The following is a 23,542-nucleotide window of genomic DNA, read 5'->3' as shown; positions in this document are numbered from 1 at the left end:
GCCTTCTAGGACATTCGGCAAATGTCAGGGCATGGCGATCACGCGGGCCAACAGGTCGGGGTCGAGCGGGCGGTCGGCGTAGACGAGGCGGACGGCGGCAGGGTCGGGGTTGCCGGCGTCTGGGCCGCGCCAGACCGGCGAGAGGCCTGACCTCTCGGCCCGCCCCCGCGACCGCTCGTTGTGCTCGAGCAGGTAGGCCACCACCGGCCGCTCGGGGGCGACGGCGTGGGCGCAGTCCAGCGCGGCGGCCACCAGCTCGGCGGCCAGCCCCTGACCCCAGACGGCGGGCGTGAACCGGTAGTACAGGTTCCACCATTCGGTGCCGGCCCGGCGGGCGCATCCACCGGTGCCGACGACAGTGCCGTCGGTGCGCAGTCGCGCCGTCCAGTAGCCGAGCCCGTCGCGCGCCCAGTGGCCCACGGCGTGCTCGATGCCGACCGCCGTCTGCTGCGGGTCGGTGTGCCGGCCGGACGGGTAGTGCGCCCACACACCGGGATCGGCCAGCAGGGGGTAGTGCTCGTCGAGGTCGGCAGGGACGACGGCGTCGAGCCGGAGCCGCGCCGTCGTGAGGTGCTCGGTCAATCGCGCCGCCCGGCCTCGACCAGCCGCAGCACGGCCGTGCCGGCCTCGTCGGAGGCCTCGAGGTCCACCTCGACGTCGAAGCCCCAGTCGTGGTTCCCGTCGGGGTCGTCGAGGATCTGCCGCACCCGCCAGACACCGGGCTGCTTGTCCCAGATCAGCAGGGCCGGCCCGCGGGCGTCGGCGCCGGTGTTCAGCTCGGCGTGCTCGGCGAAGTAGCCGCGCACCACCTCCTCCCAGCGGTCGGCGGTCCAGCCGGACTCGGCGTCGAGCAGGCCGAGGTCGTACCAGCGCCGCAGCGCGATGAGCTCCACCCGGCGGAACAGGGCGTTGCGCACCATCGCGGTGAACGCCCGCTCGTTGCCGGTCAGCGGCCGTGGCCGGGCCGGGACGGCGACCGGCACGTCGTGCGGCTGGTCGGGCGAGGTGAGCTGCTCCCACTCGTCGAGCAGCGACGAGTCGACCTGGCGCACCAGCTCACCGAGCCACTCGACCAGGTCCGTGACCTCTTCCGTGCGGGCCGCGGCCGGGACGCCGGAGCGCAGCGCCTTGAACGCGTCGGACAGGTACCGCAGCACCGCACCCTCGGACCGGGTCAGGCTGTAGGTGTTGACGAACTCGCGGAAGGTGAACGCGCGTTCCCACATCTCCCGGACGACCGACTTCGGCGACAGGTGCGCGTCGGCGGCCCACGGGTTCGTGCGGACGTACACCTCGAAGGCCATCTCCAGCAGTTCCTCGAGCGGCTTCGGATACGTGACGTCCTCGAGCAGCGCGATCCGCTCGTCGTACTCGATGCCCTCGGCCTTCATCTGGGCGACCGCCTCGCCCTTGGCCTTGTTCAGCTGCGCGGCCAGGATCTGGCGGGGGTCGTCGAGGGTCGCCTCGATGACGGAGACGACGTCGACCGGGTAGGTGTCGCTGTCCGGATCGAGCAGGTCGATGGCGGCCAGCGCGAAGGTCGACAGCGGCTGGTTGAGCGCGAAGTCCGGGGGCAGATCCACCGTCAGCCGGTAGCGGCGCCCGTCGGCGTCGGGCTCGGCCAGCCGCTCCAGGACCCCGGCCTGCAGCAGCGATCGGGCGATGCCGATCGCCTCGCGGATGTGCTGCAGCTGCTTCTTGCGCGGCTCGTGGTTCTCGGTCAGCAGCCGCCGCATCGCCACGAAGGGGTCCCCGGGCCGGTCGACGACGTCGAGGACCATCGCCGTCGTCACCCGCATGTTGCTGGTCAGCTTCTCGGGCTCGCCCTCGACCAGCCGGTTCATCGTCGACTCGCTCCACGGCACCATGCCGTCGGGCACCTTCTTGCGCACGAGCTTGCGCCGCTTCTTCGGGTCGTCGGCGACCTTCGCGAACTGCTTGAGGTTCTCGACCTCGTGCTCGGGCGCCTGGACGACGACGGTGCCGGCGGTGTCGAAGCCCGCCCGCCCCGCGCGGCCGGCGATCTGGTGGAACTCGCGCACCTGGAGCAGCCGGGTGCGGGTGCCGTCGTACTTGGACAGCGCGGAGAAGACGACGGTCCGGATCGGCACGTTGATGCCGACGCCGAGGGTGTCGGTGCCGCAGATGACCTTGAGCAGGCCGGCCTGCGCGAGCTGCTCCACCAGCCGCCGGTACTTGGGCAGCATCCCCGCGTGGTGGACGCCGATGCCGTGACGGACCAGCCGGGAGAGCGTCGTCCCGAAGGCTGAGGAGAACCGGAAGCCCCCGATCATGTCGGCGATCGCGGCCTTCTCCTCCTTGCTGCACACGTTGACGCTCATCAGCGCCTGTGCCCGCTCCAGCGCCGAGGCCTGGGTGAAGTGGACGACGTAGATCGGCGCCTGGCCGGTGTCGAGCAGCTCCTGGATCGTCTCGTGCATCGGCGTCGTCGCGTAGTAGTGGTGCAGCGGCACCGGGCGCTCGGCGTGCGCCACCAGCGCCGTGGGCCGGCCGGTGCGGCGGGTGAGGTCCTCGCGGAGGAACGTGACGTCGCCGAGCGTGGCGCTCATCAGCAGGAACTGGGCCTTCGGCAGCTCCAGCAGCGGCACCTGCCAGGCCCAGCCGCGGTCGGGGTCGCCGTAGAAGTGGAACTCGTCCATGACCACCAGGCCGATGTCCGCGTCAGCACCCTCCCGGAGGGCGATGTTGGCGAGCACCTCGGCAGTGCAGGCGATGATCGGGGCGTCCCGGTTCACGGCGGCGTCGCCGGTGAGCATGCCGACGTTGGCCGCGCCGAAGACGCCGCAGAGGGCGAAGAACTTCTCGCTGACCAGCGCCTTGATCGGGGCGGTGTAGTAGCTGCGCCGGCCGGCGGCCAGCGCCGCGTACTGCGCGCCGGTCGCAACCAGCGACTTGCCCGACCCGGTGGGCGTGGCGAGGACGACGTTGGCGCCGCTGACGAGCTCGATCAGTGCCTCCTCCTGTGCCGGGTAGAGCACGGTGCCGGCGTCGGCGGCCCACGCGGCGAAGGAGGCGAACAGCTCGTCGGGGTCGGCGCCGCCGGCGCGGAGGGCGTCGAGGGCGGCGGCGTCGTCGAGCAGGGGAGTGGTCATCGTGGAGAACAGCGTGCCTGACGAGGGTCCCCGTCCGCGCCAGGTGGTCCGGTTCCGGCGGGCGCGCCCGGGGTAGGCGGACGGCGACGAGTCGAGACGACTGCGCAGGAGGTCCCGTGTCCGAGCCCCGTCCCGAGAGCCAGCCCGCCCAGCAGCAGGAGCCACCCGGCGTGCTGGGGGAGATGACGCCGAAGCCCGACCACGGCGAGGAGAGCTACCGCGGGTCGGGGAAGCTCACCGGCAAGGTCGCCGTGATCACCGGCGGCGACAGCGGCATCGGCCGGGCCGTGGCGATCGCGTTCGCGCGCGAGGGCGCCGACGTCCTCATCTCGTACCTGAACGAGCACGAGGACGCGCAGGACACCGCCAAGTACGTCGAGGAGGCCGGCCGCCGCTGCGTGCTCGTGGCCGGTGACCTCTCCGACCGCGCGCACTGCAAGACGATCATCCCGAGGGCCGTCGAGGAGTTCGGCAGGGTCGACGTCCTGGTCAACAACGCCGCGTACCAGATGAGCCACGACTCGCTGGACGAGGTCAGCGACGAGGAGTGGGACTACACGCTGGCCGTGAACCTGTCGGCGATGTTCACGCTGACCAAGGACGCGCTCCCGCACATGCAGCCCGGCGCATCGATCATCAACTCGTCGTCGGTGAACTCCGACCAGCCCAGCCCGCACCTGGCGCCGTACGCGATGACCAAGGCCGGGATCGCGAACTTCAGCGCGTCGATGGCCCAGATGCTCGCCGAGAAGGGCATCCGGGTGAACAGCGTCGCGCCGGGCCCCGTCTGGACGCCGCTGATCCCGGCCACCATGCCGCCGGACAAGGTGGAAGGTTTCGGGGAGCAGGTGCCGATGGGCCGCGCCGGGCAGCCGGCCGAGCTCGCGCCGGTCTACGTGCTGCTGGCCAGCGACGAGGCGAGCTACATCTCCGGCGCCAGGATCGCCGTGACCGGCGGCAAGCCCATCCTCTGAACACGCTTTCTGTACCGAAAGCTGCGCCGTGGGCGTCAGCTTTCGGTACCGAAAGCTGAGGGGAGGGCGGCGGCGAGGGCTGCGATGTGCTCTGGGCGGACGCGGCAACAGCCGCCGACGAGGCGGGCACCGGCGGCGACCCAGCCGGGGACGTCGTCCGGTGAGATCCCCGGCGACCCCGTCCACCGCCGTCCGACGGCGTCCCAGACCTCACGGCTGTTCGGGTAGACGACGACCGGCTTCCCGGCGACGGCCGCCGCGGCCACCGTGGGCCCGATTGCCGCGGGGGCGGTGCAGTTGACGCCGACCGCGACGACCTCGGGGACGTCGGCCACCAGCGCGTAGACGTCGGCGGCGGGTTCCCCGCGTCGGGTGCGGACGACGCCGTCGTCGTCGACCACGGTCGTGAGCGAGAGCCAGATGGGCACACCGAGGTGAACGGCCTCCGCGACCAGCGCCCCCGCCTCCGCGGCTGCCGGGACCGTCTCGCAGGCGAGGACGTCGGCGCCGGCTCCCATCAGCAATTCCATCCGCGGCCGGTGGAACGCTCGGAGGGCGCGGATGTCGACCTCGGAGACGTAGGCGCCCGTGTACTCGGACCCGTCGGCCAGCATCGCGCCGTACGGGCCGACCGACCCTGCGACCCAGCCCTCGCCCTGCCCTTCCCGGGCCAGGATCACCGACCGCTCGATCAGCGCCTCCGCCCGGCGCCGGCTCACGCCTGTGGTCGCGAATCCCTCGAGCGTGGCCTGGTAGCTCGCCGTCGTCGCCACCTGAGCTCCGGCGGCGGCGAACGCGGCGTGGGCGGCGACGATCGCGGCCGGGTCGTCACGCAGCAGTCGGGCCGACCACAGCGCGGAGCTCACGTCGTGTCCGCGCGCCTCGAGCCGGGTGGAGAGGCCGCCGTCGAGCAGCACCGTGCCGGCGGCGAGAGCGGAGGCGAGGGATCGCATGCCTCGATCCTCCGCCCGCCCGGGAACGCGAGGGGTGGACACCGGGCCTCCATGATCGTCGGGAGCGGGGGCGTCGGTCAGACTGGTCGCGTGGCTGCGACCGACGACGCCGCCGGTGACCTGCCCGTCACCGGCTCCCTCGTCGTCCCCGCCGGGGCCCTGAACTGGCGGTTCTCCCGCTCGTCCGGACCGGGTGGGCAGGGCGTGAACACCGCCGACTCCCGGGTGGAGCTCTCCGTCGCGCCCCTGGAGCTGCCCGGGCTGAGCGAGACGCAGCGGCAGCGGCTGACCGAACGGCTGGGCACCCGACTCGTCGACGGCGTCCTCACCATCGTCGCCAGCGAGCACCGCCAGCAGCTGCGCAACCGGCAGGCAGCCCGCGAGCGGCTGGCGGCCGTGCTGCGCGCCGCACTCGCGGCGCCGCCCCGGCCCCGCCGGCGCACCAAGCCGACGCGCGGCTCCCAGGAGCGCCGGATCGAGGCGAAGAAGCAGCGGGGGCAGCTCAAGAAGCAGCGGCGTTCCTGGGACTGATCGCCGGTCAGCTCGCCCGGCCGCTCTCCACGTGCCGCTTGAGGCCGTTCCAGATGCTGTGCTCCATCTTGCCGCCGACCAGCCCGAACACCGGGGTGAGCAGGCGGTGCCAGCCCTTGGCCCGCACCTGCCAGTCCCAGCGCATCGTCGTGCCGCCGTCGGTCTCGGTGAACGACAGCGTGCCGGACGTCTCCATCAGGGAACTCGTGGTGCGCGACGCCAGCAGGTGGGGACGTTCGACCGTGGTCAGCTCGACGAGCATCGGGGTGCCGGCCTTACCCATGTACGCGCGGAACTGCGTCCCGGTCCCGATCGGCTCCGGCGTGAGCAGCTCGACCCGGGTCATGGCCGGGTTGTAGGTCGGCTCGTTGCGCGAGTCGGCGACCACGTCGAACACCGTGCCGATGGGGGCGTCGATGTGCACCTCGCCTGCGATGTGGGCCACGCGCCCCACGGTAGGGCGTGCGTCGGCTCGATCGCTGCTGGAGGTGCACGGTGACCTTCACGGGACGCGATCAGGGCCGGAACTCATCGCGGCGCCGCTCCAGGAAGACGCGTTCACGCTCGTTGCCGGCGAGCGCGAGGGCCGCGTCATAGGCCGCGGCGGCCTCCGGGTTCCGGCCCAGCCGCCGGAGCAGGTCGGCCCGGACGGCGTGGAACAGGTGGTGGTGCCCGAGGTCGAGTTCGTCGACCAGTGCCAGCCCCGCCGCCGGCCCGGCGACCTCGGCGACGGCGACCGCCCGGTTCAGCGCGACCACCGGGCCTGGGGTCAGCGCCATCAGCTGGTCGTAGAGCACGACGACCTGACCCCAGTCGGTGGCGCCCGCGGTGGCGGCGTCGCTGTGCACGGCGGCGATCGCGGCTTGCACCTGGTAGGGCCCCGGCTGATCCCGCCGGAGGCAGCGCCGCACCAGCTCCTGGCCTTCGTCGATCAGCTCCCGCGACCACAGCGATCGGTCCTGGTCGGCCAGCAGCACCAGCTCGCCGTCCGGTCCCGTCCGCGCCGGGCGACGCGACTCCGTCAGCAGCATCAGGGCCAGCAGGCCGGCGACCTCCGGCTCGTCGGGCATCAGGTCGGCCAACAGCCGGCCGAGCCGGATCGCCTCCGCGCAGAGGTCCTCACGGACCAGCCGGTCGCCGGACGTGGCGCTGTGACCCTCGGTGAAGACCAGGTAGACGACGGCGAGGACGGCGCGCAGCCGGTCGGGCAGCTCCGCCTCGCTCGGCACCCGGTACGGGATGCGGGCGTTCCGGATCTTGCCCTTCGCCCGCACGAGCCGCTGAGCCATCGTCGCCTCGGGCACGAGGAACGCGTGCGCGATCTCCGCGGTGGTCAGCCCGCCCAGCAGCCGGAGGGTCAGCGCGACCTGGGCGGGCAGTGCCAGCGCCGGGTGGCAGCAGGTGAACACCATCCGCAGGAGGTCGTCCTGCACGGGGCCCACCTCCTGCGGTTCGGGATCACCGACCAGCCGCGCGACCTCGGCGTACTTGCCGGCGCGAGTGGACTCGCGGCGCAGGCGGTCGATCGCCCGGTTGCGGGCGGTCGTGACGATCCAGCCCGGCGGGCTCGGCGGCACCCCGTCGGCCGGCCAGCGCTGCACGGCGGTGAGGAAGGCGTCCTGCACCGCCTCCTCGGCGGTGTCGATGTCCCCGAGGAGGCGGGTGAGGACCGCGACCGCCTTCCCGTAGTGCTCGCGGAACACACGGTCGATCTCCGCGGGTGCGGGGTTCACACCGGGGCTCAGCTGTCGGAGTCCCCGTAGAACGGGCGGACCTCGATGGGGATGGTGGTCGCGCGCACGAGCTTGCGACCCCACCCGAGCGCGGTGTCGAGGTCCGGGACGTCGATGATGGAGAACCCGCCGACGTGCTCCTTCCCCTCGATGAACGGCCCGTCGACGATCAGGATGTCGCCGTCGGCCGGACGCAGCGTGGTCGCGGTGCCCGGCGGGTGCAGTCCGCCGCCGAACACCCAGATGCCGGCGTCCTGCATCTCGTGGTGGACGGCGTCGACGTCCTTCATGATCTGTTCCAGCGCCTCCGCGGTGGGGGGTTCGCCGGTGCTCGGCTCGACGACGGTCATCAGGTAGCGCGGCATCTCGTCCTCCTCGGGCTCCGCTCCCGGCCTCGTGCCGGTCGCTCACCCCCTGTACGAACGGGGGGCGGCCGGATCGACAGCTCCGGGCGTGTTCAGCCGATCAGGCGCTGAGGTTGCCGCACCAGGACCCACAGCGGCAGATCGCCGTCCGCCGTCCGGGTCTCGACCCGGACCTCGAAGCCGAACCCGCGCAGGAAGCGCACGTTGGCCCAGGAGAAGACGGCGGCGGCCGCCAGCGTGCGATCGGTGTCGCACCGGACCAGGGCGGGGGCGAGGACGGCGGCGGCCAGCCCGCGTCGGCGCGCCGACGGGCGGACCCCCAGGTGCGCCAGCCACCAGTGCGGTTCCTCCGGCCGGGCGGCGCCGATCATGGCCTCGGTCTCGGCGACGGTCGAGGCGCGATCGGCCCGCAGGTAGGGCAACTCACGGGCCAGCGCAGCGGCGACGTCGTCCGGCAGGGGAGCGGTGCCGGCGGGCGGCTCCCACACCGCGACGGCGTCGACGTCCTCGGTGACCCAGGCGCTGCGCGTGGCGACCCCGCGGTGACCGGCGTCGAGCTCGTGCAGCCGGGTGAGCCGCTGCATCCGGCCGTCGTCGGGCAGCGCCCAGCGGGTCCAGCGGGAGTCGCCGAGGGCGACGGTGAGGGTCGCGGCGATGCGGGGGACGTCGCGCTGCTCGGCGAGCCGGACGTCCGGCCCCTCCTCGTCCGGGTCGTCGATCCGCTGGATGGTCGGGCGGCGCGAGGTCACGCGCCCATTCTCGCCGGTCCGCCAACATGACCACTGCGGTGGAGGGTCGGAGCGCACAACGGCCCCGCGGACGGCGTGAGGACGACGGAACGCAGCGTTGACGCCGGTGCCCCGGATGGGAAACCCCGACCACGCACCCTCGTGCCATGCCCGCCGCCGCCGTGCCCGACTCCGCCGCGCGGAGCGTGGGAGGCACCAGGACGACGGACACCCACTGCCCCTACTGCTCGCTGCAGTGCGGCATGGCGGTCACCGCCGGCGACCGCCCGGCCACCCTCGTCCCGCTCGACTTCCCGACCAACCGGGGCGGGCTGTGCTCCAAGGGCTGGTCGTCCACCGAGCTGCTCGACCACCCCGAGCGGCTTCTCCGCCCGCTGGTCCGCGCCGTCCCCGGCGACCGCACCAGCCCGCTGGTCGAGTCCACCTGGGACGCCGCGCTGGACCTCGTCGCCGCCGCGATCCGGCGCACGCAGGCTCGGCACGGCCGGGACGCCGTCGGCTGCTTCGGCGGCGGCTCGCTGACCAACGAGCAGGCCTACCAGTTCGGCAAGTTCGCCCGGGTCGCGCTGCGCACCAGCGCCGTCGACTACAACGGCCGGTTCTGCATGTCCTCGGCCGCCGGAGCGGCCACCCGGGCGTTCGGCATCGACCGGGGCATGCCGTTCCCGCTCTCCGACCTCGCCGCGGCCGACGTCGTCGTCCTCGTCGGCAGCAACCCGGCCGACACCATGCCCCCGGCCATGCAGTGGTTCGACGAGGGCCGCGCCCGCGGCGCGCAGCACGTCGTCGTCGACCCCCGGCGCACCGCCACCGCCCGCAACGCCGCCCTGCACCTGCAGCTGCTGCCGGGCGCCGATCTCGCGCTGGCCAACGGCCTGCTGCACATCGCGATCGCCGAGGGCCTGGTCGACGAGCAGTACGTCGCTGACCGCACCACCGGATTCGACGAGGCGAAGGCCGGCGTGGCGGCCTACTGGCCCGACCGGGTCGAGCGGCTCACCGGCGTGCCGGTCGCCGACCAGCGGCGCACCGTCTTCGCGCTGGCCCGCGCGGAGAAGGCGATCGTGCTCACCGCCCGCGGCGCCGAGCAGCACCGCAGCGGCACCGACACCGCGCAGGCGTGGATCAACCTGGCGCTGGCCCTCGGGCTTCCCGGACGCCCGGGCAGCGGCTGGGGCACCGTGACCGGGCAGGGCAACGGGCAGGGCGGCCGCGAGCACGGGCAGAAGGCCGACCAGCTGCCGGGCTACCGCAGCCTCGCCGACCCCGCCGCCCGTGCCCACGTCGCCGCCGTCTGGGGCATCGATCCCGACGACCTGCCGATGCCCGGGCGCAGCGCCTTCGAGCTGCTCGACCGGCTCGGCACCGACGGCGGCGTCCGCACCCTGCTGGTCCTGGCCTCGAACGTGGCGGTCAGCGCCCCGGACGCCCGCCGGGTCATCAGCCGGCTCGGCGACCTCGACTTCCTCGCCGTCAGCGACTTCTTCCTCTCCGAGACCGCCGAGCTCGCCGACGTCGTCCTGCCCAGCGCCATGTGGGCGGAGGAGGACGGCACGATGACCAACCTCGAGGGCCGGGTGATCCGCCGGCGCCGCGCCCTCGCCCCGCCGGACGGCGTGCACGACGACCTGTGGCTGCTGGCCGACCTCGCGGCCCGCCTCGGTGCCGGGGACAGGTTCAGCGCCGACCCCGAGACGGTCTTCGAGGAGCTGCGCCGGGCCAGCGCCGGCGGCACGGCCGACTACGCCGGCATCAGCTACGAGCGCATCGACGCCGAGGACGGCGTCTTCTGGCCCTGCCCGTCGACCGACCACCCCGGCACCCCGCGGCTGTTCGCCGACCGGTTCGCCACCCCCGACGGTCGCGCCCGGTTCCTGCGGGTCGAGCACGTCGAGGCCCACGAGAAGCCTGACGCGCAGTACCCGTACGTGCTCACCACCGGCCGGGTGATGGCGCAGTACCAGTCGGGAACGCAGACCCGGCGGACCCGCAGCCTGGCGATGGTCGCGCCGACCGCCCGCGCCGAGCTGCACCCCGACCTGGCGCGCAGCCTCGGCATCGGCCCGGACGACGTCGTCGAGCTCGCCACCCGCCGCGGCCGGGCCCGGTTCCACGCGCACGTCACCGACGCGATCCGGCCCGACGTCGTCTTCGCGCCCTTCCACTGGGGCGGCGCCTCGAGTGCCAACGCGCTCACCGACCCCGCGCTGGACCCGACCAGCCGGATGCCGGCCTTCAAGGTCTGCGCGGTCGCCGTCACCCGGGTCGGCGGACCGGAGGAACGCATCCCGCCCCCGGCCGCGGCCGGCCAGCCACGACCTGTCCCGCACCGACTCCCCGCCACCACCCAGCCCCTGGCCCCGAACCGCACCGCACCGAGGAGCACCCGCGTGAAGAGCACCCCCCGCTTCCTGCAAGGCGTCTTCCCGATCACCGGGGAGGGCCTGACCAAGCCCGGCCCGCTCGACCCCGCGCTGCGCTACACCGTGCCCACGGGCAAGGCCGCCCAGGCCCTCTACTTCCGCGGCGGCAACTCCACCGGCGAGCTGGCCTACGTGCTGCTGGTCCGCGACGGCGAGCCGATGCGCTGGTTCCCGATCGCCGCCAAGGGCGACGTGCACGTGCCGCTCCGGGTCGTCGAGGACCTGCCCGGCGGCACCGTCGTCGAGCTGCACGCCGCCGCTCCCGAGGGCGTCACCGGCGAGCTCGTCGTCGACCTCGGGCTGGTGGAGGTCTAGTGGGCGGGCTGGGTCGGGAGATGACGGCAATCCTGGGCGGCCGTCCCGAAGGCCTGACGTCCCTGAGGTTCGACGACGACCTCGACACCCGCGCGCGGCTGGTCGTGGTCGGCAACGGCATGGCCGGCGCGCGCTTCGTCGAGGAGGTGCTCGAGCGCGGCGGTGGCGAGCAGTTCCGGATCACCGTCTTCGGCGAGGAGCCGCACGGCAACTACAACCGGATCATGCTGTCGCCGGTGCTCGCCGGCGAGGAGCACGAGGACGACATCGTCCTCAACAGCCACGACTGGTACGCCGACAACGGGGTGACCCTGCGCGCCGGCGTCCTGGCGACGCGGATCGACACCGCCGCCAAGCTCGTCTACGCCGCCGACGGCACCGCCACGCCCTACGACCACCTGGTCCTGGCCACCGGCAGCTACTCGTTCATCCCGCCGATGACGGGCGTCCGCACCGACGACGGCGAGCTGCGGCCCGGCGTCCACGGCTTCCGCACCATCGACGAGACCCGGGCGATGCTCGACGCCGTCGGCCGGTGCCGGAAGGCCGTCGTCATGGGCGGCGGGCTGCTCGGGCTGGAGGCGGCCCGCGCGCTGCAGGGCCACGGGCTGCAGGTCGAGCTGGTGCACGCGATGCCCCACCTGATGAACATGCAGCTCTCCCCGGAGGCCGGAGCTGTCCTCGAGCGGAGCGTCGAGTCGCTCGGCATCAGCGTGCACCTCGACGTCTTCGCCACCGAGGTCTTCGGCACCGACCACGTCGAGGGCGTCGGCCTGGCCGATGGACGGCGTCTGGACGCCGACCTGCTCGTGGTCGCCGCCGGGGTCCGGCCCAACACCGACATCGCCGTCCGCTCCGGGCTGGAGGTGGAGCGCGGCATCGTCGTCGACGACCAGCTGCGCACCGACGACCCCGACGTCTACGCCATCGGCGAGTGCGCCCAGCACCGCGGCGAGGTCTACGGCCTGGTCGCCCCGGCCTGGGAGCACGCCACGGTGCTCGCCGACGTCCTCACCGGCACCGATCCCACGGCCGAGTACCACGGCAGCCGGACGGCGACGAAGCTCAAGGTCGCGGGCGTCGACGTCGCCACCATGGGCATCAACACCCCCGAGCGGGACGACGACGAGTTCCTGGTGATCTCCGAGCCCCGGCGCGGGGTGCACCTGTCGGTGGTCATCCGCGATGACCGGCTCGTGGGCGCGACCCTGCTCGGCGACACCCGCAAGGTCGCCTTCCTCACCCAGGCCTTCGACCGCGGACTCGCCCTCCCCGAGGAGCGGATCAAGCTGCTGGTCGACCTGTCCGACGGCGCGGGGTCGGCCTCGGGGATGTTGTCGGTCGCCGAGATGCCGGCCGAGTCGCAGGTGTGCAACTGCAACGGTGTCACCAAGGGCGCGATCTGCGGCGCGGTCGCCGACGGCTGCGGCAGCGTCGGCGAGGTCATGGACGCGACCCGGGCCGGCAAGGGCTGCGGCTCGTGCAAGTCCCTGGTCAAGCAGATCGTCGAGTGGGCGGCCGACGGCGACCTCGCCGAGGACCCCACCGCCTCGTACTACGTGCCCGGCATCCCGATGGCCAAGCCGGAGCTGATGGCCGCGATCCGGGAGCAGGACCTGCGCTCGGTGTCCGCCGTCTTCGCCGCACTGGCACCCGGTGGCACCGAGGACGCCAGGTCGAAGATGGGCCTGACCTCGCTGCTCAAGATGATCTGGGGCGTCGACTTCGTCCCGGAGAAGGACGGCGAGTTCATCAACGACCGCGTGCACGCCAACATCCAGCGCGACGGCACCTTCTCCGTCGTCCCGCAGATGAAGGGCGGGGTGACCACGCCGGCGCAGCTGCGGAAGATCGCCGAGGTCGCCGAGAAGTACGAGGTGCCGATGGTGAAGATCACCGGCGGCCAGCGGATCGACCTGCTCGGCGTCCGCAAGGAGGACCTCCCCGCCATGTGGGACGACCTCGGCATGCCGTCGGGATACGCCTACGGCAAGAGCATGCGCACCGTGAAGACCTGCGTCGGCTCCGACTTCTGCCGCTTCGGTCTCGGCGACTCCACCCAGCTCGGCATCGACCTCGAGACGAGGTTCCAGGGCATCGAGAGCCCGGCCAAGATGAAGCTCGCCGTCGTCGGGTGCCCGCGCAACTGCGCCGAGGCCTACGTGAAGGACGTCGGCGTCGTCGCCGTCGGCACCGGCAGGTGGGAGGTCTACGTCGGCGGCGCCGCCGGCGCCTCGGTGCGCAAGGGCGACCTGCTGGCGACCGTTGGCTCCCCGGAGGAGGTGCTCACCCTCACCGGCCGGTTCCTGCAGTACTACCGGGAGAACGCCAACTGGCTGGAGCGCACCTACGACTTCGTGCCGCGGGTCGGGCTGGACCACCTCAAGGCGGTGCTGCTCGACGACAGCGAGGGCATCGTCGCCGACCTCGACGCCGGCCTCCAGCGCTCGATCGACGCCTACCGCGATCCCTGGGGCCAGGACGCGAAGCAACCGGCGACGCCGGGCCAGTTCCGACCGGCGCTGCCCCTGATCGCCCTGCCGAAGGTGCCGGTCCGATGAGCGTCACCGACCTGCGGACGACGACCGCGGTGCGCGTGGGCCGCGTCGAGGAGATCCCGCTGGGGGAGGGGCGGGCCTTCGTCGCCGGCGGCGTCCAGATCGCGGTGTTCCGGCTGCGCGACGGCTCGCTGCACGCCACCCAGGCGGCCTGCCCGCACGCCGGCGGACCGCTCGCCGACGGGCAGACCGACGTCGACGTGCTGGTCTGCCCGCTGCACCAGTACGCATACCGGTGGTCCGACGGCGCCTCGACCGCCGGCGCCTTCGCCATAGGCGTCTACCCGGTCCGCGAGGAGGACGGCACGCTCGTCGTCGAAGTCTGAGCCGGACTTTCTGTACAGAAAGTCCGCTACTGCCTGGGGCGGGCCCGGACGTGCATGCGCTCGCCCTGCGGCCCGAAGAGCGTGAGCACCTCGGCCGGCTCGGGGAACGGGTTGGCGAAGGCGTGCGGCACGCGGGTGTCGAACTCGACCACCTCGCCCGCGGCCAGCACGAAGTCGCGGGGGCCGAGCAGCAGCCGCAGCCGCCCGGAGAGCACGTACATCCACTCGTAGCCCTCGTGCGTCTTCTGCTCGAGATCGCCCATCCGCGACCGCGCCGGGAAGGTCTGCTTGTAGGCCTGCAGCCCACCGCTGTGCCGGGTCAGCGGCACCATCGTCACGCCCTCGTGCTCGAAGGGGCTCTGCCGCACCCGCGGGTCGCCGGCGGCAGGCGTGTCGACCAGTTCGTCGAGGGCCACCTGGTAGGCCCGGGCCAGCGGCAGGAGCAGCTCCAGCGTCGGCTTGCGCTGCCCCGACTCCAGCCGGGACAGGGTGCTCACCGAGATCCCGGTGGTGCTCGACAGCGCCCCCAGAGTCAGGCCGCGCTCCGTGCGCAGCGCGCGCAGCCGCGGGCCCACCGCCTCGAGGACGTCGTCGACGTGCGGCTCGGATCTCTTTGCCATACCGGCAACGCTACTTGTCGAACCGGCGAGCGCGGGTGGACCGTGTCGGCATGAGCGAATACGACGTCGTGGTCATCGGTGGGGGAGCGGCCGGCCTGGCCGGGGCGGTGACTGTGGCACGGGCCCGCCGGACGGTCCTGGTGGTCGACGCGGGGCAGCCGCGGAACGCGCCGGCAGCCGGCATCCACAACTACCTGGGCCGGGAGGGCGCTCGTCCCGCGGACCTGCTCGCCGACGGGCGGGCCGAACTGGCCGGGTACGGGGGGACCGTCGTCGACGGCGTGGTCAGCACCGCCCGGCGGGAGGACGACGGGACCTTCCGCGTGGCGCTCGACGGCGGTCGCGAGGTGTCGGCACGCCGGCTGCTGGTCGCGACCGGCCTCGTCGACGAACTTCCCGACGTGCCCGGGCTGGCCGACCGGTGGGGGCGCGACGTGCTGCACTGCCCGTACTGCCACGGCTGGGAGGTGCGCGACCAGCCGATCGGCATCCTGGCGACCGGTCCGAACGCGATGCACCAGGCGCTGCTGTTCCGGCAGCTCAGCGAGGACGTCGTCTTCTTCCTGCACAGCGGACCCGGCCTCGCGCCGGAGCAGACCGAGCAGCTGACCGCCCTCGGCGTCCGGATGGTCGACGGCGAGGTGACCGGCATCGAGGTGACCGACGACCGGCTGACCGGCGTCCGCCTCGTCACCGGCGAGGTGGTGCCGCGCTCGGCGCTGGTCGTGGCACCGGTCTTCACCGCACGCGCCGGCGTGCTCGACGCGCTGGGTGTCCCGGCGATGGACCAGGAGATGGCCGGCCACGTGGTCGGCAGCGCCGTGCCGGCCGACCCGACCGGGGCGACCTCCGTGCCGGGCGTGTGGGTGGCGGGCAACGTCTCCGATCTCAGCGCGCAGGTGGTGGTCTCGGCCGCCGCCGGGCTGCGGGCCGGCGCCATGATCAACGCCGATCTCGTCGCCGAGGACGCCCGCGTGGCCGTCGCGGCGCATCGGAGCGTGGCGGTATGAGGGCGACCGACCGGGAGTCCTACGACGAGCTCTACCGATCTGCTCCGGCGCTGTGGAGCGGCCGGCCGAACCGGCAGCTCGTCGTCGAGGCGAGCGCGCTGCCGCCCGGTACGGCGCTGGACGCCGGATCGGGCGAGGGTGGCGACGCCCTGTGGCTCGCCGAACAGGGGTGGCGGGTCACCGCGGTCGACTTCTCCACCGTCGCGCTGGAGCGGGCCGCCGCGCAGGCCGCCACGCGCGGGCTCGGCGACCGGATCGAATGGGTGCACGCCGATCTGGGCTCCTGGACGCCGCCGGAGGGCCGTTTCGACCTGGTGACCGCGCACTACCTGCACGCGACCTGGGCCGACCGTCCCGCGCTGTTCCGGCGGCTCGCCGCCGCCGTCGCGCCCGGTGGGACCCTCCTCGTCGTCGGCCATCTGCTCGTCGAGGGCGCGGACCACGGCGAAGGGCACGGCCACGGGCACGGGCACGACGGCGAGCACGGTCGCGGTGGGCTGGACCGGCACGACCCCGAGGCCTTCTACACCGCGGAGGACGTCGCGGCGCTGCTCGACCCGTCGGAGTGGGGCGATGTCGTCAGCGAGACCCGCGACCGCGACCCGGAGGCCACCGCGCGCACCGGCAATCCGGTACCGGACACCGTCCTGCGGGCCCGCCGCCGGCCAGCCCAGCGGTAGCCGAGGTCGGCGAGCCTTCCGGCCCGGCGGCTGTCGACCTCGGCCCCTGCCGTCGGTGCCTGCCTCGTCCCTAGCGTCATCCCCGACCCGATCGGGAGGGGCCATGACGACGACGGAGACCAAGCAGTCGACCACGGCCGGCAGGCGGGTCGGCTACGTCATCGGGATCGCGATCAACGCGGCCTTCCTGTGGTTGATCCACATCTGGCCCGGCTGGGACGTCGTGCCCTTCCTGACCGCGGACTTCGAGATCGTGCTGTGGCTGGTCGACCTCTCGCTGGTCGCGAGCATCGCGGTGAACCTCGTCTACCTGGTCCGCGATCCGCGCTGGCTGACCGCGGCCGGGGCGGTCGTCACCACCGCCGTGGGGCTGGCCGGCGCGGTGCGGATGCTGCAGGTCTTCCCGTTCGACTTCGGCGACTCCGACGTCTGGCCGGTGGTGTTCCGCGTGCTGCTGTGGGTGGGCATCGTGGGTTCGATCATCGGGATCCTCACGAACCTCGTCAGCCTGGTCCGGGCGCTCGGCGCCCGCTGACCCGCGCCGGGCGGCGGTCAGGTCCGGGGGAGCCCCAGGTCGGCGAGGGCCGCGGTCACGCGGTCCTCGTGCAGGAGGTCGAGCCCGAGCAGGCGGTGCACCAGCACGCCCCGGCGGGTCAGCCGCAGGTCGGCGGCTCGCAGGCGGGGGAGCACCGTGCCGCCCGGCCGGGGCTGGGCCGGCGGCGGGTCGAGCAGGCCGCGCCGGCGGAGGTCGGTGACGTCCTCGAGCGCGCCCCATTCGCGCCAGGCGCGCGGGTCCTGCGGCAGCGCTGGGGCCATCGGAAGGGGCAACCGCTCGCGCCGGCCGACGGCGGCGAGGAGGGCCAGTTGCCGCCCGGTCAGTGACTTCCCGAGCTCCAGGCCCCGCACCACGACGCCGGCGTCGAGGTCGGGGGAGACGGCGGCCTCGGCGATCAGGTAGCCCAGGTGGCGGACGCGCCACTCCTCGGCGCTGACCCGGGCGGCGAGCACGGCGGCCTCGGCCACCTCGTCGGCGGCTCCCCGCTCGGCGCCGAAGAAGCCGTCGCCGCGCACTGTCCGCCCCTGGGCGGTGCGGGTGACCGCCAGCTCGACGGCGAACGCGAGCGCGGCGCCGACCCGGATCTGCTCCCGGCAGAAGCCCTGGTCGAGCCCGGCGGCGTCCTGCGCCGCCCGCCGCAGGCACTGCGCCAAGGCGGGGTCGAGGCGGACGCGCGCGGAGGAGGCGTCGAAGAGCAGCCCGGCCGCCGACCGTGCCATCGAGCCGGCGATCCGCTCGCCCGACTCGACCAGCAGCTGGCCCGGTTGCGCGTCCACACGGTGATCTTCGTCGGTTCGCGCGCGCTCCTGCACACCGGTGCCGGTTCCCTCACCACAGCGGGTCAGCGGCGGTGAGCGAAACGGAACACGAATCCAGCCGCAGGGCGACGCCGGGGAAACCGGCCGTTGCGACCGTCGTCGCCATGGCCGCCCCCACCCGCACGCCGTCCCCGAGCGCACCGCCGACCACCGCGCCCGCCCCACCGCGCCACTCCGGCAGGTGGATCGAGGACTGGCGTCCCGAGGACCCCGAGTTCTGGGAGGCGACCGGCAAGCGCGTCGCCCGGCGCAACCTGTTCTTCTCGATCTTCTCCGAGCACATCGGCTTCTCGATCTGGAGCCTGTGGTCGGTGCTCGTGCTGTTCCTGCCCGAGCCGGTCTTCGGCATCGACCCGGCCGGGAAGTTCCTGCTGACGACCCTGCCGACGGCGCTCGGCGCGTTCGTGCGGCTGCCCTACACCTTCGCCGTCGCCAGGTTCGGCGGCCGCAACTGGACCATCGTCAGCGCCGCGCTGCTGCTCGTCCCCACCGTCGCGACGGCGATCGTGCTGGAGCCCGGCGTCTCCTATCCGACCCTGCTGGTCGTCTCGTGCCTGGCGGGTGTGGGCGGCGGCAACTTCGCCAGCTCGATGGCCAACATCAACGCGTTCTACCCCGACCGGCTCAAGGGCTGGGCGCTCGGCCTCAACGCCGGCGGCGGCAACCTCGGCGTCCCCGTCGTCCAGCTGGTCGCGCTGCTCGTGCTGGCCACCGCCGGCGCGGAGCACCCGCGGTTGATCCTGCTCGTCTACATCCCGTTCATCGTGGCCGCCGCCGTCGGCGCCGCGCTGCTCATGGACAACCTGACGACGGCGCGCAACCAGCCCCGCGCCATGCGCGAGGCCACCCGCGAGCGGCACACCTGGATCATGTCGTTCCTCTACATCGGCACGTTCGGCTCGTTCATCGGCTTCGGCTTCGCCTTCGGCCAGGTGCTGCAGAACCAGTTCGCCGCGTCCTTCGCGACCCCGCTGGCCGCCGCATCGCTCACCTGGCTCGGCCCGCTGCTGGGCTCGCTCATCCGCCCGCTGGGCGGCTCGCTGGCCGACCGGTTCGGCGGTGCGCGCATCACCTGTTGGAACTTCGTCGCGATGGCCGTCGGCGCCTCCGTCGTCTGGACGGCGAGCCAGGTGGGGTCGCTCCCGCTGTTCGTCGTCGGCTTCGTGGCGCTGTTCGTGCTCAGCGGCCTCGGCAACGGGTCGACCTACAAGATGATCCCGGCGATCTTCCGGTCCCAGGCGCTGCAGTCGGTGGCCGAGGGCGGGGACGCCGACGCCGCCGACCGGCGCGCGCTGCGGATGTCCGGTGCGCTGATCGGTATCGCCGGCGCGATCGGGGCGTTCGGCGGGGTGCTGGTGAACCTGGCCTTCCGGCAGTCGTTCCTGACCACCGGGACCGGCGACTCGGCCTACCTGGTCTTCATCGCCTTCTACGTCGTCTGCGTCGCGGTCACCTGGGTGGTCTACCTGCGCCCGCAGGCCCCGCTCGGCCGGGTGTGAGAACAGCAGCCTCCCCGGCGAGATCGCCGATCTCGCCCGCCTTGCGGGCCCAAAGTGTGCGAGATCGGCGATCTCGCCGCTCAGAGCTTGAGGCGGTAGCCCCGCTTCACGACCGTCTCGACGACGGGGGCGCCGAGGGCGGCGCGCAGCCGGGTCACGGCCATCTCGACGGCGTGCCCGTCGCCACCACCGGGCAACGACGCGGTCAGCTCGGCCCGGGGGACGACGTGACCCGGGCGGCTGGCCAGCGCGCGCAGCACCGCCATCGGCCCCGGCGCCAGCTCCACCAGCGCGCCGTCGAGCACGGCGCCGTGGCCGCGCACCTGCAGCGTGTGCGCCCCGACGGTCAGCACCGGATCGCGCTCGGGCAGGCGCGCGACCACCTCCCGGGCCAGGGCGCCGAGGCGGGCCCGCTGGGGCTGGAAGGACGGGATGCCGGCGGCGTCCAGCGGACCGGCCGTCACCGGGCCCACAGCCACTGCCATCACCCGGTCCTGCAGGGCAGCGACCAGCGCGTCCCGCCGGCCCAGCTCGTCGGCCACCGTCAGCAGGCTGGCCGCCGCGGGCGCGCTGGTGAAGGTGACGGCGTCGATGCCGCCGCCGATCACGGCGGCGACCAGCCGGTGCACCGGCGCGACGTCCTCGGGCAGCACCCAGCGGTAGACCGGCACGGTGAGCACCTCGGCGCCGCTCTGCCCGAGACCGGTCACCAGGTCGGGCAGCGGGTCGCCGTGCAGCTGGACGACGATCCGCCGTCCCTCCAGCGGCCCCTCGGCACCGGACAGCAGGTGGGAGAGCACCTCGGCCGACGACTCCGACTCCGGCGACCAGGCGTCGACCAGGCCGCCGCCACGGATCGCCCCCCGGGCCTTGGGGCCCCGGGCGAGGACGCGGGCCGGCTTCAGGTGCTCGACCAGCGGGAGGTCCCACGCGTCGGCGGCCTCGAGCCACCCGCGGAAACCGACCCCGGTGGTGGCGACGACCAGGTCGACCGGGCGGGACAGGACCTCGCGGGTGGCGGCGACGAGCTCGGCGTCGTCGGCCAGCGGCACGATGCGGATCGCCGGCGCGTAGACGACCCGGGCGCCGCGGCGGTCCAGCAGTGCCCCCAGCTCCTCCTTGCGGCGGGCCGCGGTCACCGCGACCGTGTAGCCGGCCAGGGGCAGCTCGGGCTTCTCCTCGAGCGGATCGCTCATGTGTCCCCCTCGGTGGCGGCGTCGCCCCATGCTCCGGGGCCGGCGTTGCCGGGATGTTTCCGGGAGCTGTCGGAAAGCTCACTCGATCCCGGCGGTGCCGTCCACCCGGATGTCGGCGCGGGCACGGGTGCCCTGCGTGGCGAACTCGGCGGCCTCGAGGTCCTGCCACCGGCGCCACTCCGCGGCCAGGTTCGCGCCGTCGCGCGCCAGCCCCCGCTCGGTGCGCACCGGCACCGGGGCCTCGACCCAGATGCGCAGCGTCGTCCACGGGTCCAGCGCCCGGGGGCTGCTGCCGCAGCCCTCCACCAGGAGGACCGGCGCGGCGGGCACCGCCACCCGGTCGGGCATGAACCGGCCGGCGTGCCAGTCGTAGCGAGAGTGGGCGCCGGGGAGTCCCTCGGACAGCGGCCGCAGCGCGCCGGCGGACAACCGGGCGAGGGCGCCGGTGAGCGTCCAGCCCGCGTAGAGGTCCTCGAGGTGGACGACGGCGACGGCGTCGCCGAGCGCGGCGGCGAGCCGGCCCGCCAGGGTCGTCTTGCCCGACCCGGCGGGGCCGTCGATGCACACCAGGCGGGTGCCGCCCAGCCGGGGCGGCGCGTCGAGGATCCGGGCCGCGAGGGCGGCGACGCTCAGCGGAGGGTCAGCGTCCACGTGGGCACCGGCCCGCCGTCGCTGGTCACCAGGCCGCGCGTGGCGAGCAGCCGGAGGTGGGCGTCGGTCTCGGTGACGGCGAAGATCCGCATGCGCCGCTCGTACTGGTCCCACGGCCGCGACCAGGTGAGGTACGCCGCCAGCTGCCAGGGCGTGGAGCGCGGGTGCTCCCGGATGGCGTCGAGCAGCTCGGTGAGCCGGTGCTCGTGGTGCTCCCGCAGCTGCCCGGTGCGGTCGCCCAGCCCGCGGAAGCGCCACTCGTGCGCCGGCAACACCTCGGCGGGCTCGTCCCGGCCGACCGCCGCCAGCGACTCCAGGTAGGAGCCGAGGGGATCGGCGATCCCGTCGTGCGTGGTCGAGATGTTGGGGCTGATCCGGGGGAGCACGTGGTCGCCGGAGAAGAACAGCCCGGTGCGCTCCTCGGCGAAGCAGAGGTGGCCGGGCGTGTGGCCCGGCGTGTGGACGGCGCGCATCCGCCACCCGGGGAAGTCGGCGCGCTCACCGTCCTCCAGCAGCCGGTCGGGGATCGCCATGCGGGAGAACGGGAGGAACTTCGCCGGGTCCCCGACATCGGCGGCCGCCTCGTCGGGGTCGGCGCCGAGGGACACCAGGAACGCCACCTCGGCGGCGACCGACGCGGCCGGGTCGCGGTGCACCGGCGAGCCGACGATGCCGGCGTCGGCGGGATGCATGGCCACCCACGCGCCCGAGGCCCGACGCACCCGCTCGGCCAGCCCGAGGTGGTCGAAGTGCAGGTGCGTGACGAGCACCCCGCGCACGTCGGAGATCCCGCCCCCGATGACGGACAACCCCTCGGTGAGCGCCGTCCAGCCCTCGTCGCTCTCCCAGCCGGTGTCGAGCAGGCCCAGCCCGCCGCCCTCCAGTGCGAACGCGTAGGCGGTGACGTAGCGCAGCGGGCCGCCCATGGGCACGGGGATCGACCAGAGGTCGGGGCGCAGCTGCTCCACGGGGGGCAGCGCGCGCGCCTGCCACGCGTCGTGCTGGGCGGTGCCGGTGACGTCCACGCCCTCGCACTCTGCCAGTTGCCCCATAGGCCCGACGCCGCCCTGTCACCATGGACGGGTGCCCGATCCCGCCCCCGTCTCCGCCGTCCCCCGGCGCATGCGCCTGGTCTGTGCCGGCGTGGCCGTCGTCGTCGTCGCCGTCGGGCTGTTCGTCGCCCTGACGCTGCGGTCCAACTCCACGGGCGTCATCGAGTTCGGCGCGGTCGACCAGGTCGCCGTCGCCGGTCTCGCCCTGCTGCTGGGCGCGGGCGTCCTCGCCCTCGGCCGGTCCCGGGTCGACGCCGACGCCGAACGGATCCGGTTCCGCAACATCGCGCTCACCCACGAGCTGCCCTGGGACGCGGTGCGGGCGGTCGCGTTCGACCGGAAGTCCGCGTGGGCCACGCTCCGGCTGCGCAACGACGACGAGGTCTCGCTGCTGGCGATCCAGGCGGCCGACCGCGAGCACGCCGTCCGGGCCGTCGAGGGACTGCGAGCCCTGCTGGCCGCGGCGGAGGCCAAGCGGCCCAAGCCGCCGCCGCTGCTGTACCCCGACCCCCGGGAATGACCTGCGGGGTCGCGGCGCTGTAGCATGGGCGAGCCTCCATGAGGCACGCGAACCAACTGGCGGCCTCCGGGCCGTCGATCCAAGAGGAGCCCGCTCCCACCTGGCGTCGTCGAGACGTCCAGGTCCCCGGATCGCGAGGAGCCGGCCACCGGTCGGATTCTCGCGCAGCGCACGCCGTCCGCGGCGAGCGTCACCGGCGAGTGGGCCCCGGAAGCTGATGCTTCCGGGGCCTTCGTTCTCCGGCGCCCGGGTGGGCCAGCGACTCCTCCCATGCAGCAGCAGAGGAGAGGCCATCACCGAGCCCCGCATCAACGACCGTATCCGCGTCCCCGAGGTCCGCCTGGTCGGTCCGGAGGGCGAGCAGGTCGGCATCGTGTCGATCGGCGAAGCGCTGCGCCTGGCCCAGGACTCCGAGCTCGACCTCGTCGAGGTCGCTCCCATGGCCCGGCCGCCGGTGTGCAAGCTCATGGACTACGGGAAGTTCAAGTACGAGTCCGCCCAGAAGGCCCGCGAGGCCCGGCGGAACCAGGCGCTCACCGTCATCAAGGAGATGCGGCTGCGCCTGAAGATCGACCCGCACGACTACGAGACCAAGAAGGGCCACGTCGAGCGCTTCCTCAAGGGCGGCGACAAGGTCAAGATCACCGTGATGTTCCGCGGTCGCGAGCAGTCCCGCCCCGAGATGGGCTACCGGCTGCTGCAGCGGCTGGCCGCCGACGTCGCCGAACTGGGCGTCGTCGAGTCCAACCCGAAGCAGGACGGCCGCAACATGGTCATGGTGATCGCCCCGCACCGGAACCAGGCAGCGACCGACGCCGGCCGCCGCCAGGCCAAGGCGGACAAGGCGTCGGCGTCCGAGGCTCACGCGGCCGAGGAGCAGGCGCCCAGCGCCTGAACCGA

At 73.7% G+C, this 23,542-nt stretch carries 23 protein-coding genes; 11 read left to right on the top strand and 12 right to left on the bottom strand.

Annotated elements, in window-relative coordinates; all coding sequences use genetic code 11:
- Window positions 1-24: 24 nt before the first annotated feature.
- Window positions 25-582, bottom strand: coding sequence for a GNAT family N-acetyltransferase (locus tag ABD644_RS11705; protein ID WP_344689053.1), 558 nt, complete (start codon window positions 580-582; stop codon window positions 25-27).
- Entirely contained in the window at window positions 579-3,113 is a 2,535-nt protein-coding gene (locus ABD644_RS11700; protein ID WP_344689052.1) for a DEAD/DEAH box helicase, read from the bottom strand. Before ABD644_RS11700 ends, ABD644_RS11705 begins: the two co-directional genes overlap by 4 nt.
- Window positions 3,114-3,229: 116 nt before the next feature.
- Between ABD644_RS11700 and ABD644_RS11695 the strand changes: the two genes are divergently transcribed.
- Complete coding sequence (locus tag ABD644_RS11695) at window positions 3,230-4,087, top strand: glucose 1-dehydrogenase (protein WP_344689051.1); 858 nt, start codon at window positions 3,230-3,232, stop codon at window positions 4,085-4,087.
- Between the two features lie 35 nt (window positions 4,088-4,122).
- Here ABD644_RS11695 and mmuM read toward each other — a convergent pair whose 3' ends face one another.
- On the bottom strand, window positions 4,123-5,040 hold the full coding sequence (gene mmuM, locus ABD644_RS11690; protein ID WP_344689050.1) for a homocysteine S-methyltransferase: 918 nt from the start codon (window positions 5,038-5,040) through the stop codon (window positions 4,123-4,125).
- A 90-nt stretch (window positions 5,041-5,130) separates the two neighbouring features.
- Between mmuM and arfB the strand changes: the two genes are divergently transcribed.
- On the top strand, window positions 5,131-5,571 hold the full coding sequence (gene arfB / locus ABD644_RS11685; RefSeq protein WP_344689049.1) for an alternative ribosome rescue aminoacyl-tRNA hydrolase ArfB: 441 nt from the start codon (window positions 5,131-5,133) through the stop codon (window positions 5,569-5,571).
- A 7-nt stretch (window positions 5,572-5,578) separates the two neighbouring features.
- Here the strand turns inward: arfB and ABD644_RS11680 are convergent, their stop codons facing one another.
- The 4 genes from ABD644_RS11680 to ABD644_RS11665 all read right to left on the bottom strand — a co-directional run bounded on the left by ABD644_RS11680 (window position 5,579) and on the right by ABD644_RS11665 (window position 8,418).
- On the bottom strand, window positions 5,579-6,016 hold the full coding sequence (locus ABD644_RS11680) for an SRPBCC family protein (RefSeq protein WP_344689048.1): 438 nt from the start codon (window positions 6,014-6,016) through the stop codon (window positions 5,579-5,581).
- Window positions 6,017-6,086: 70 nt separating this feature from the next.
- Window positions 6,087-7,304 carry an RNA polymerase sigma factor gene (locus ABD644_RS11675; protein WP_344689047.1) on the bottom strand — a complete coding sequence of 406 codons (1,218 nt, stop codon included), beginning with the start codon at window positions 7,302-7,304 and terminating at the stop codon, window positions 6,087-6,089.
- Window positions 7,305-7,312: 8 nt separating this feature from the next.
- Window positions 7,313-7,669: a YciI family protein gene (locus tag ABD644_RS11670; protein WP_344689046.1), complete on the bottom strand. Its 357-nt coding sequence runs from the start codon at window positions 7,667-7,669 to the stop codon at window positions 7,313-7,315.
- 92 nt (window positions 7,670-7,761) lie between these two features.
- Entirely contained in the window at window positions 7,762-8,418 is a 657-nt protein-coding gene (locus tag ABD644_RS11665; protein ID WP_344689045.1) for a GNAT family N-acetyltransferase, read from the bottom strand.
- A gap of 146 nt (window positions 8,419-8,564) precedes the next feature.
- On the opposite strand from ABD644_RS11665, the gene ABD644_RS11660 reads away from it, so the two are divergent.
- Genes ABD644_RS11660 through ABD644_RS11650 form a run of 3 tightly spaced genes read left to right on the top strand, consistent with a single transcriptional unit; the run spans window position 8,565 to window position 14,040 of the window.
- Window positions 8,565-11,156, top strand: a complete 2,592-nt coding sequence (locus ABD644_RS11660; protein WP_344689044.1) for a molybdopterin oxidoreductase family protein — start codon at window positions 8,565-8,567, stop codon at window positions 11,154-11,156.
- Between the two features lie 20 nt (window positions 11,157-11,176).
- Window positions 11,177-13,717 carry a nitrite reductase large subunit NirB gene (gene nirB / locus ABD644_RS11655; protein WP_344689042.1) on the top strand — a complete coding sequence of 847 codons (2,541 nt, stop codon included), beginning with the start codon at window positions 11,177-11,179 and terminating at the stop codon, window positions 13,715-13,717.
- The gene (locus tag ABD644_RS11650; RefSeq protein ID WP_344689041.1) at window positions 13,714-14,040 is read left to right on the top strand and encodes a Rieske (2Fe-2S) protein; all 327 of its coding nucleotides are present in this window, start codon (window positions 13,714-13,716) and stop codon (window positions 14,038-14,040) included. Before nirB ends, ABD644_RS11650 begins: the two co-directional genes overlap by 4 nt.
- A 26-nt stretch (window positions 14,041-14,066) precedes the next feature.
- Here the strand turns inward: ABD644_RS11650 and ABD644_RS11645 are convergent, their stop codons facing one another.
- A complete protein-coding gene (locus ABD644_RS11645) occupies window positions 14,067-14,660 on the bottom strand; it encodes a helix-turn-helix domain-containing protein (RefSeq protein ID WP_344689040.1) in 594 nt (197 codons plus the stop codon).
- Between the two features lie 50 nt (window positions 14,661-14,710).
- On the opposite strand from ABD644_RS11645, the gene ABD644_RS11640 reads away from it, so the two are divergent.
- From ABD644_RS11640 to ABD644_RS11630, 3 genes are all read left to right on the top strand, one after another.
- Complete coding sequence (locus ABD644_RS11640; protein WP_344689039.1) at window positions 14,711-15,670, top strand: NAD(P)/FAD-dependent oxidoreductase; 960 nt, start codon at window positions 14,711-14,713, stop codon at window positions 15,668-15,670.
- Entirely contained in the window at window positions 15,667-16,350 is a 684-nt protein-coding gene (locus tag ABD644_RS11635) for a class I SAM-dependent methyltransferase (RefSeq protein WP_344689037.1), read from the top strand. Before ABD644_RS11640 ends, ABD644_RS11635 begins: the two co-directional genes overlap by 4 nt.
- Before the next feature lie 103 nt (window positions 16,351-16,453).
- Window positions 16,454-16,885, top strand: a complete 432-nt coding sequence (locus tag ABD644_RS11630) for a hypothetical protein (RefSeq protein WP_344689036.1) — start codon at window positions 16,454-16,456, stop codon at window positions 16,883-16,885.
- Window positions 16,886-16,902: 17 nt separating this feature from the next.
- Here the strand turns inward: ABD644_RS11630 and ABD644_RS11625 are convergent, their stop codons facing one another.
- Complete coding sequence (locus ABD644_RS11625) at window positions 16,903-17,682, bottom strand: hypothetical protein (protein ID WP_344689035.1); 780 nt, start codon at window positions 17,680-17,682, stop codon at window positions 16,903-16,905.
- Window positions 17,683-17,828: 146 nt separating this feature from the next.
- Here ABD644_RS11625 and ABD644_RS11620 point away from each other — a divergent pair, with 146 nt between their 5' ends.
- Window positions 17,829-19,223, top strand: a complete 1,395-nt coding sequence (locus ABD644_RS11620) for a nitrate/nitrite transporter (RefSeq protein ID WP_344689034.1) — start codon at window positions 17,829-17,831, stop codon at window positions 19,221-19,223.
- Between the two features lie 80 nt (window positions 19,224-19,303).
- On the opposite strand, the gene ABD644_RS11615 is transcribed toward ABD644_RS11620, so the two are convergent.
- The 3 genes from ABD644_RS11615 to ABD644_RS11605 form a co-directional block, all read right to left on the bottom strand.
- Window positions 19,304-20,419, bottom strand: a complete 1,116-nt coding sequence (locus tag ABD644_RS11615) for a uroporphyrinogen-III synthase (protein ID WP_344689033.1) — start codon at window positions 20,417-20,419, stop codon at window positions 19,304-19,306.
- Between the two features lie 78 nt (window positions 20,420-20,497).
- On the bottom strand, window positions 20,498-21,070 hold the full coding sequence (locus tag ABD644_RS11610; RefSeq protein WP_344689032.1) for a uridine kinase family protein: 573 nt from the start codon (window positions 21,068-21,070) through the stop codon (window positions 20,498-20,500).
- Complete coding sequence (locus ABD644_RS11605; RefSeq protein WP_344689031.1) at window positions 21,049-22,095, bottom strand: MBL fold metallo-hydrolase; 1,047 nt, start codon at window positions 22,093-22,095, stop codon at window positions 21,049-21,051. The genes ABD644_RS11610 and ABD644_RS11605 overlap by 22 nt, the downstream gene beginning before the upstream one ends.
- Before the next feature lie 58 nt (window positions 22,096-22,153).
- Between ABD644_RS11605 and ABD644_RS11600 the strand changes: the two genes are divergently transcribed.
- The gene (locus tag ABD644_RS11600) at window positions 22,154-22,642 is read left to right on the top strand and encodes a PH domain-containing protein (RefSeq protein ID WP_344689030.1); all 489 of its coding nucleotides are present in this window, start codon (window positions 22,154-22,156) and stop codon (window positions 22,640-22,642) included.
- Window positions 22,643-22,859: 217 nt separating this feature from the next.
- A complete protein-coding gene (gene infC, locus ABD644_RS11595) occupies window positions 22,860-23,537 on the top strand; it encodes a translation initiation factor IF-3 (protein WP_344689028.1) in 678 nt (225 codons plus the stop codon).
- The last annotated feature ends 5 nt before the right edge of the window (window positions 23,538-23,542 follow it).

Source organism: Blastococcus jejuensis (assembly GCF_039534705.1).
Taxonomy (GTDB): Bacteria; Actinomycetota; Actinomycetes; order Mycobacteriales; family Geodermatophilaceae; genus Blastococcus_B; species Blastococcus_B jejuensis.
This window is presented reverse-complemented; position numbering and strand designations above follow the sequence as displayed.

Coding starts and splice junctions, on each gene's coding strand:
- ABD644_RS11700 (WP_344689052.1), bottom strand. CDS start 3,113: ATGACCACTCCCCTGCTCGACGACGCCGCCGCCCTCGACGCCCTCCGC.
- mmuM (WP_344689050.1), bottom strand. CDS start 5,040: ATGCGATCCCTCGCCTCCGCTCTCGCCGCCGGCACGGTGCTGCTCGAC.
- ABD644_RS11670 (WP_344689046.1), bottom strand. CDS start 7,669: ATGCCGCGCTACCTGATGACCGTCGTCGAGCCGAGCACCGGCGAACCC.
- ABD644_RS11660 (WP_344689044.1), top strand. CDS start 8,565: ATGCCCGCCGCCGCCGTGCCCGACTCCGCCGCGCGGAGCGTGGGAGGC.
- nirB (WP_344689042.1), top strand. CDS start 11,177: ATGACGGCAATCCTGGGCGGCCGTCCCGAAGGCCTGACGTCCCTGAGG.
- ABD644_RS11650 (WP_344689041.1), top strand. CDS start 13,714: ATGAGCGTCACCGACCTGCGGACGACGACCGCGGTGCGCGTGGGCCGC.
- ABD644_RS11645 (WP_344689040.1), bottom strand. CDS start 14,660: ATGGCAAAGAGATCCGAGCCGCACGTCGACGACGTCCTCGAGGCGGTG.
- ABD644_RS11640 (WP_344689039.1), top strand. CDS start 14,711: ATGAGCGAATACGACGTCGTGGTCATCGGTGGGGGAGCGGCCGGCCTG.
- ABD644_RS11635 (WP_344689037.1), top strand. CDS start 15,667: ATGAGGGCGACCGACCGGGAGTCCTACGACGAGCTCTACCGATCTGCT.
- ABD644_RS11630 (WP_344689036.1), top strand. CDS start 16,454: ATGACGACGACGGAGACCAAGCAGTCGACCACGGCCGGCAGGCGGGTC.
- ABD644_RS11620 (WP_344689034.1), top strand. CDS start 17,829: ATGGCCGCCCCCACCCGCACGCCGTCCCCGAGCGCACCGCCGACCACC.
- ABD644_RS11615 (WP_344689033.1), bottom strand. CDS start 20,419: ATGAGCGATCCGCTCGAGGAGAAGCCCGAGCTGCCCCTGGCCGGCTAC.
- infC (WP_344689028.1), top strand. CDS start 22,860: ATGCTTCCGGGGCCTTCGTTCTCCGGCGCCCGGGTGGGCCAGCGACTC.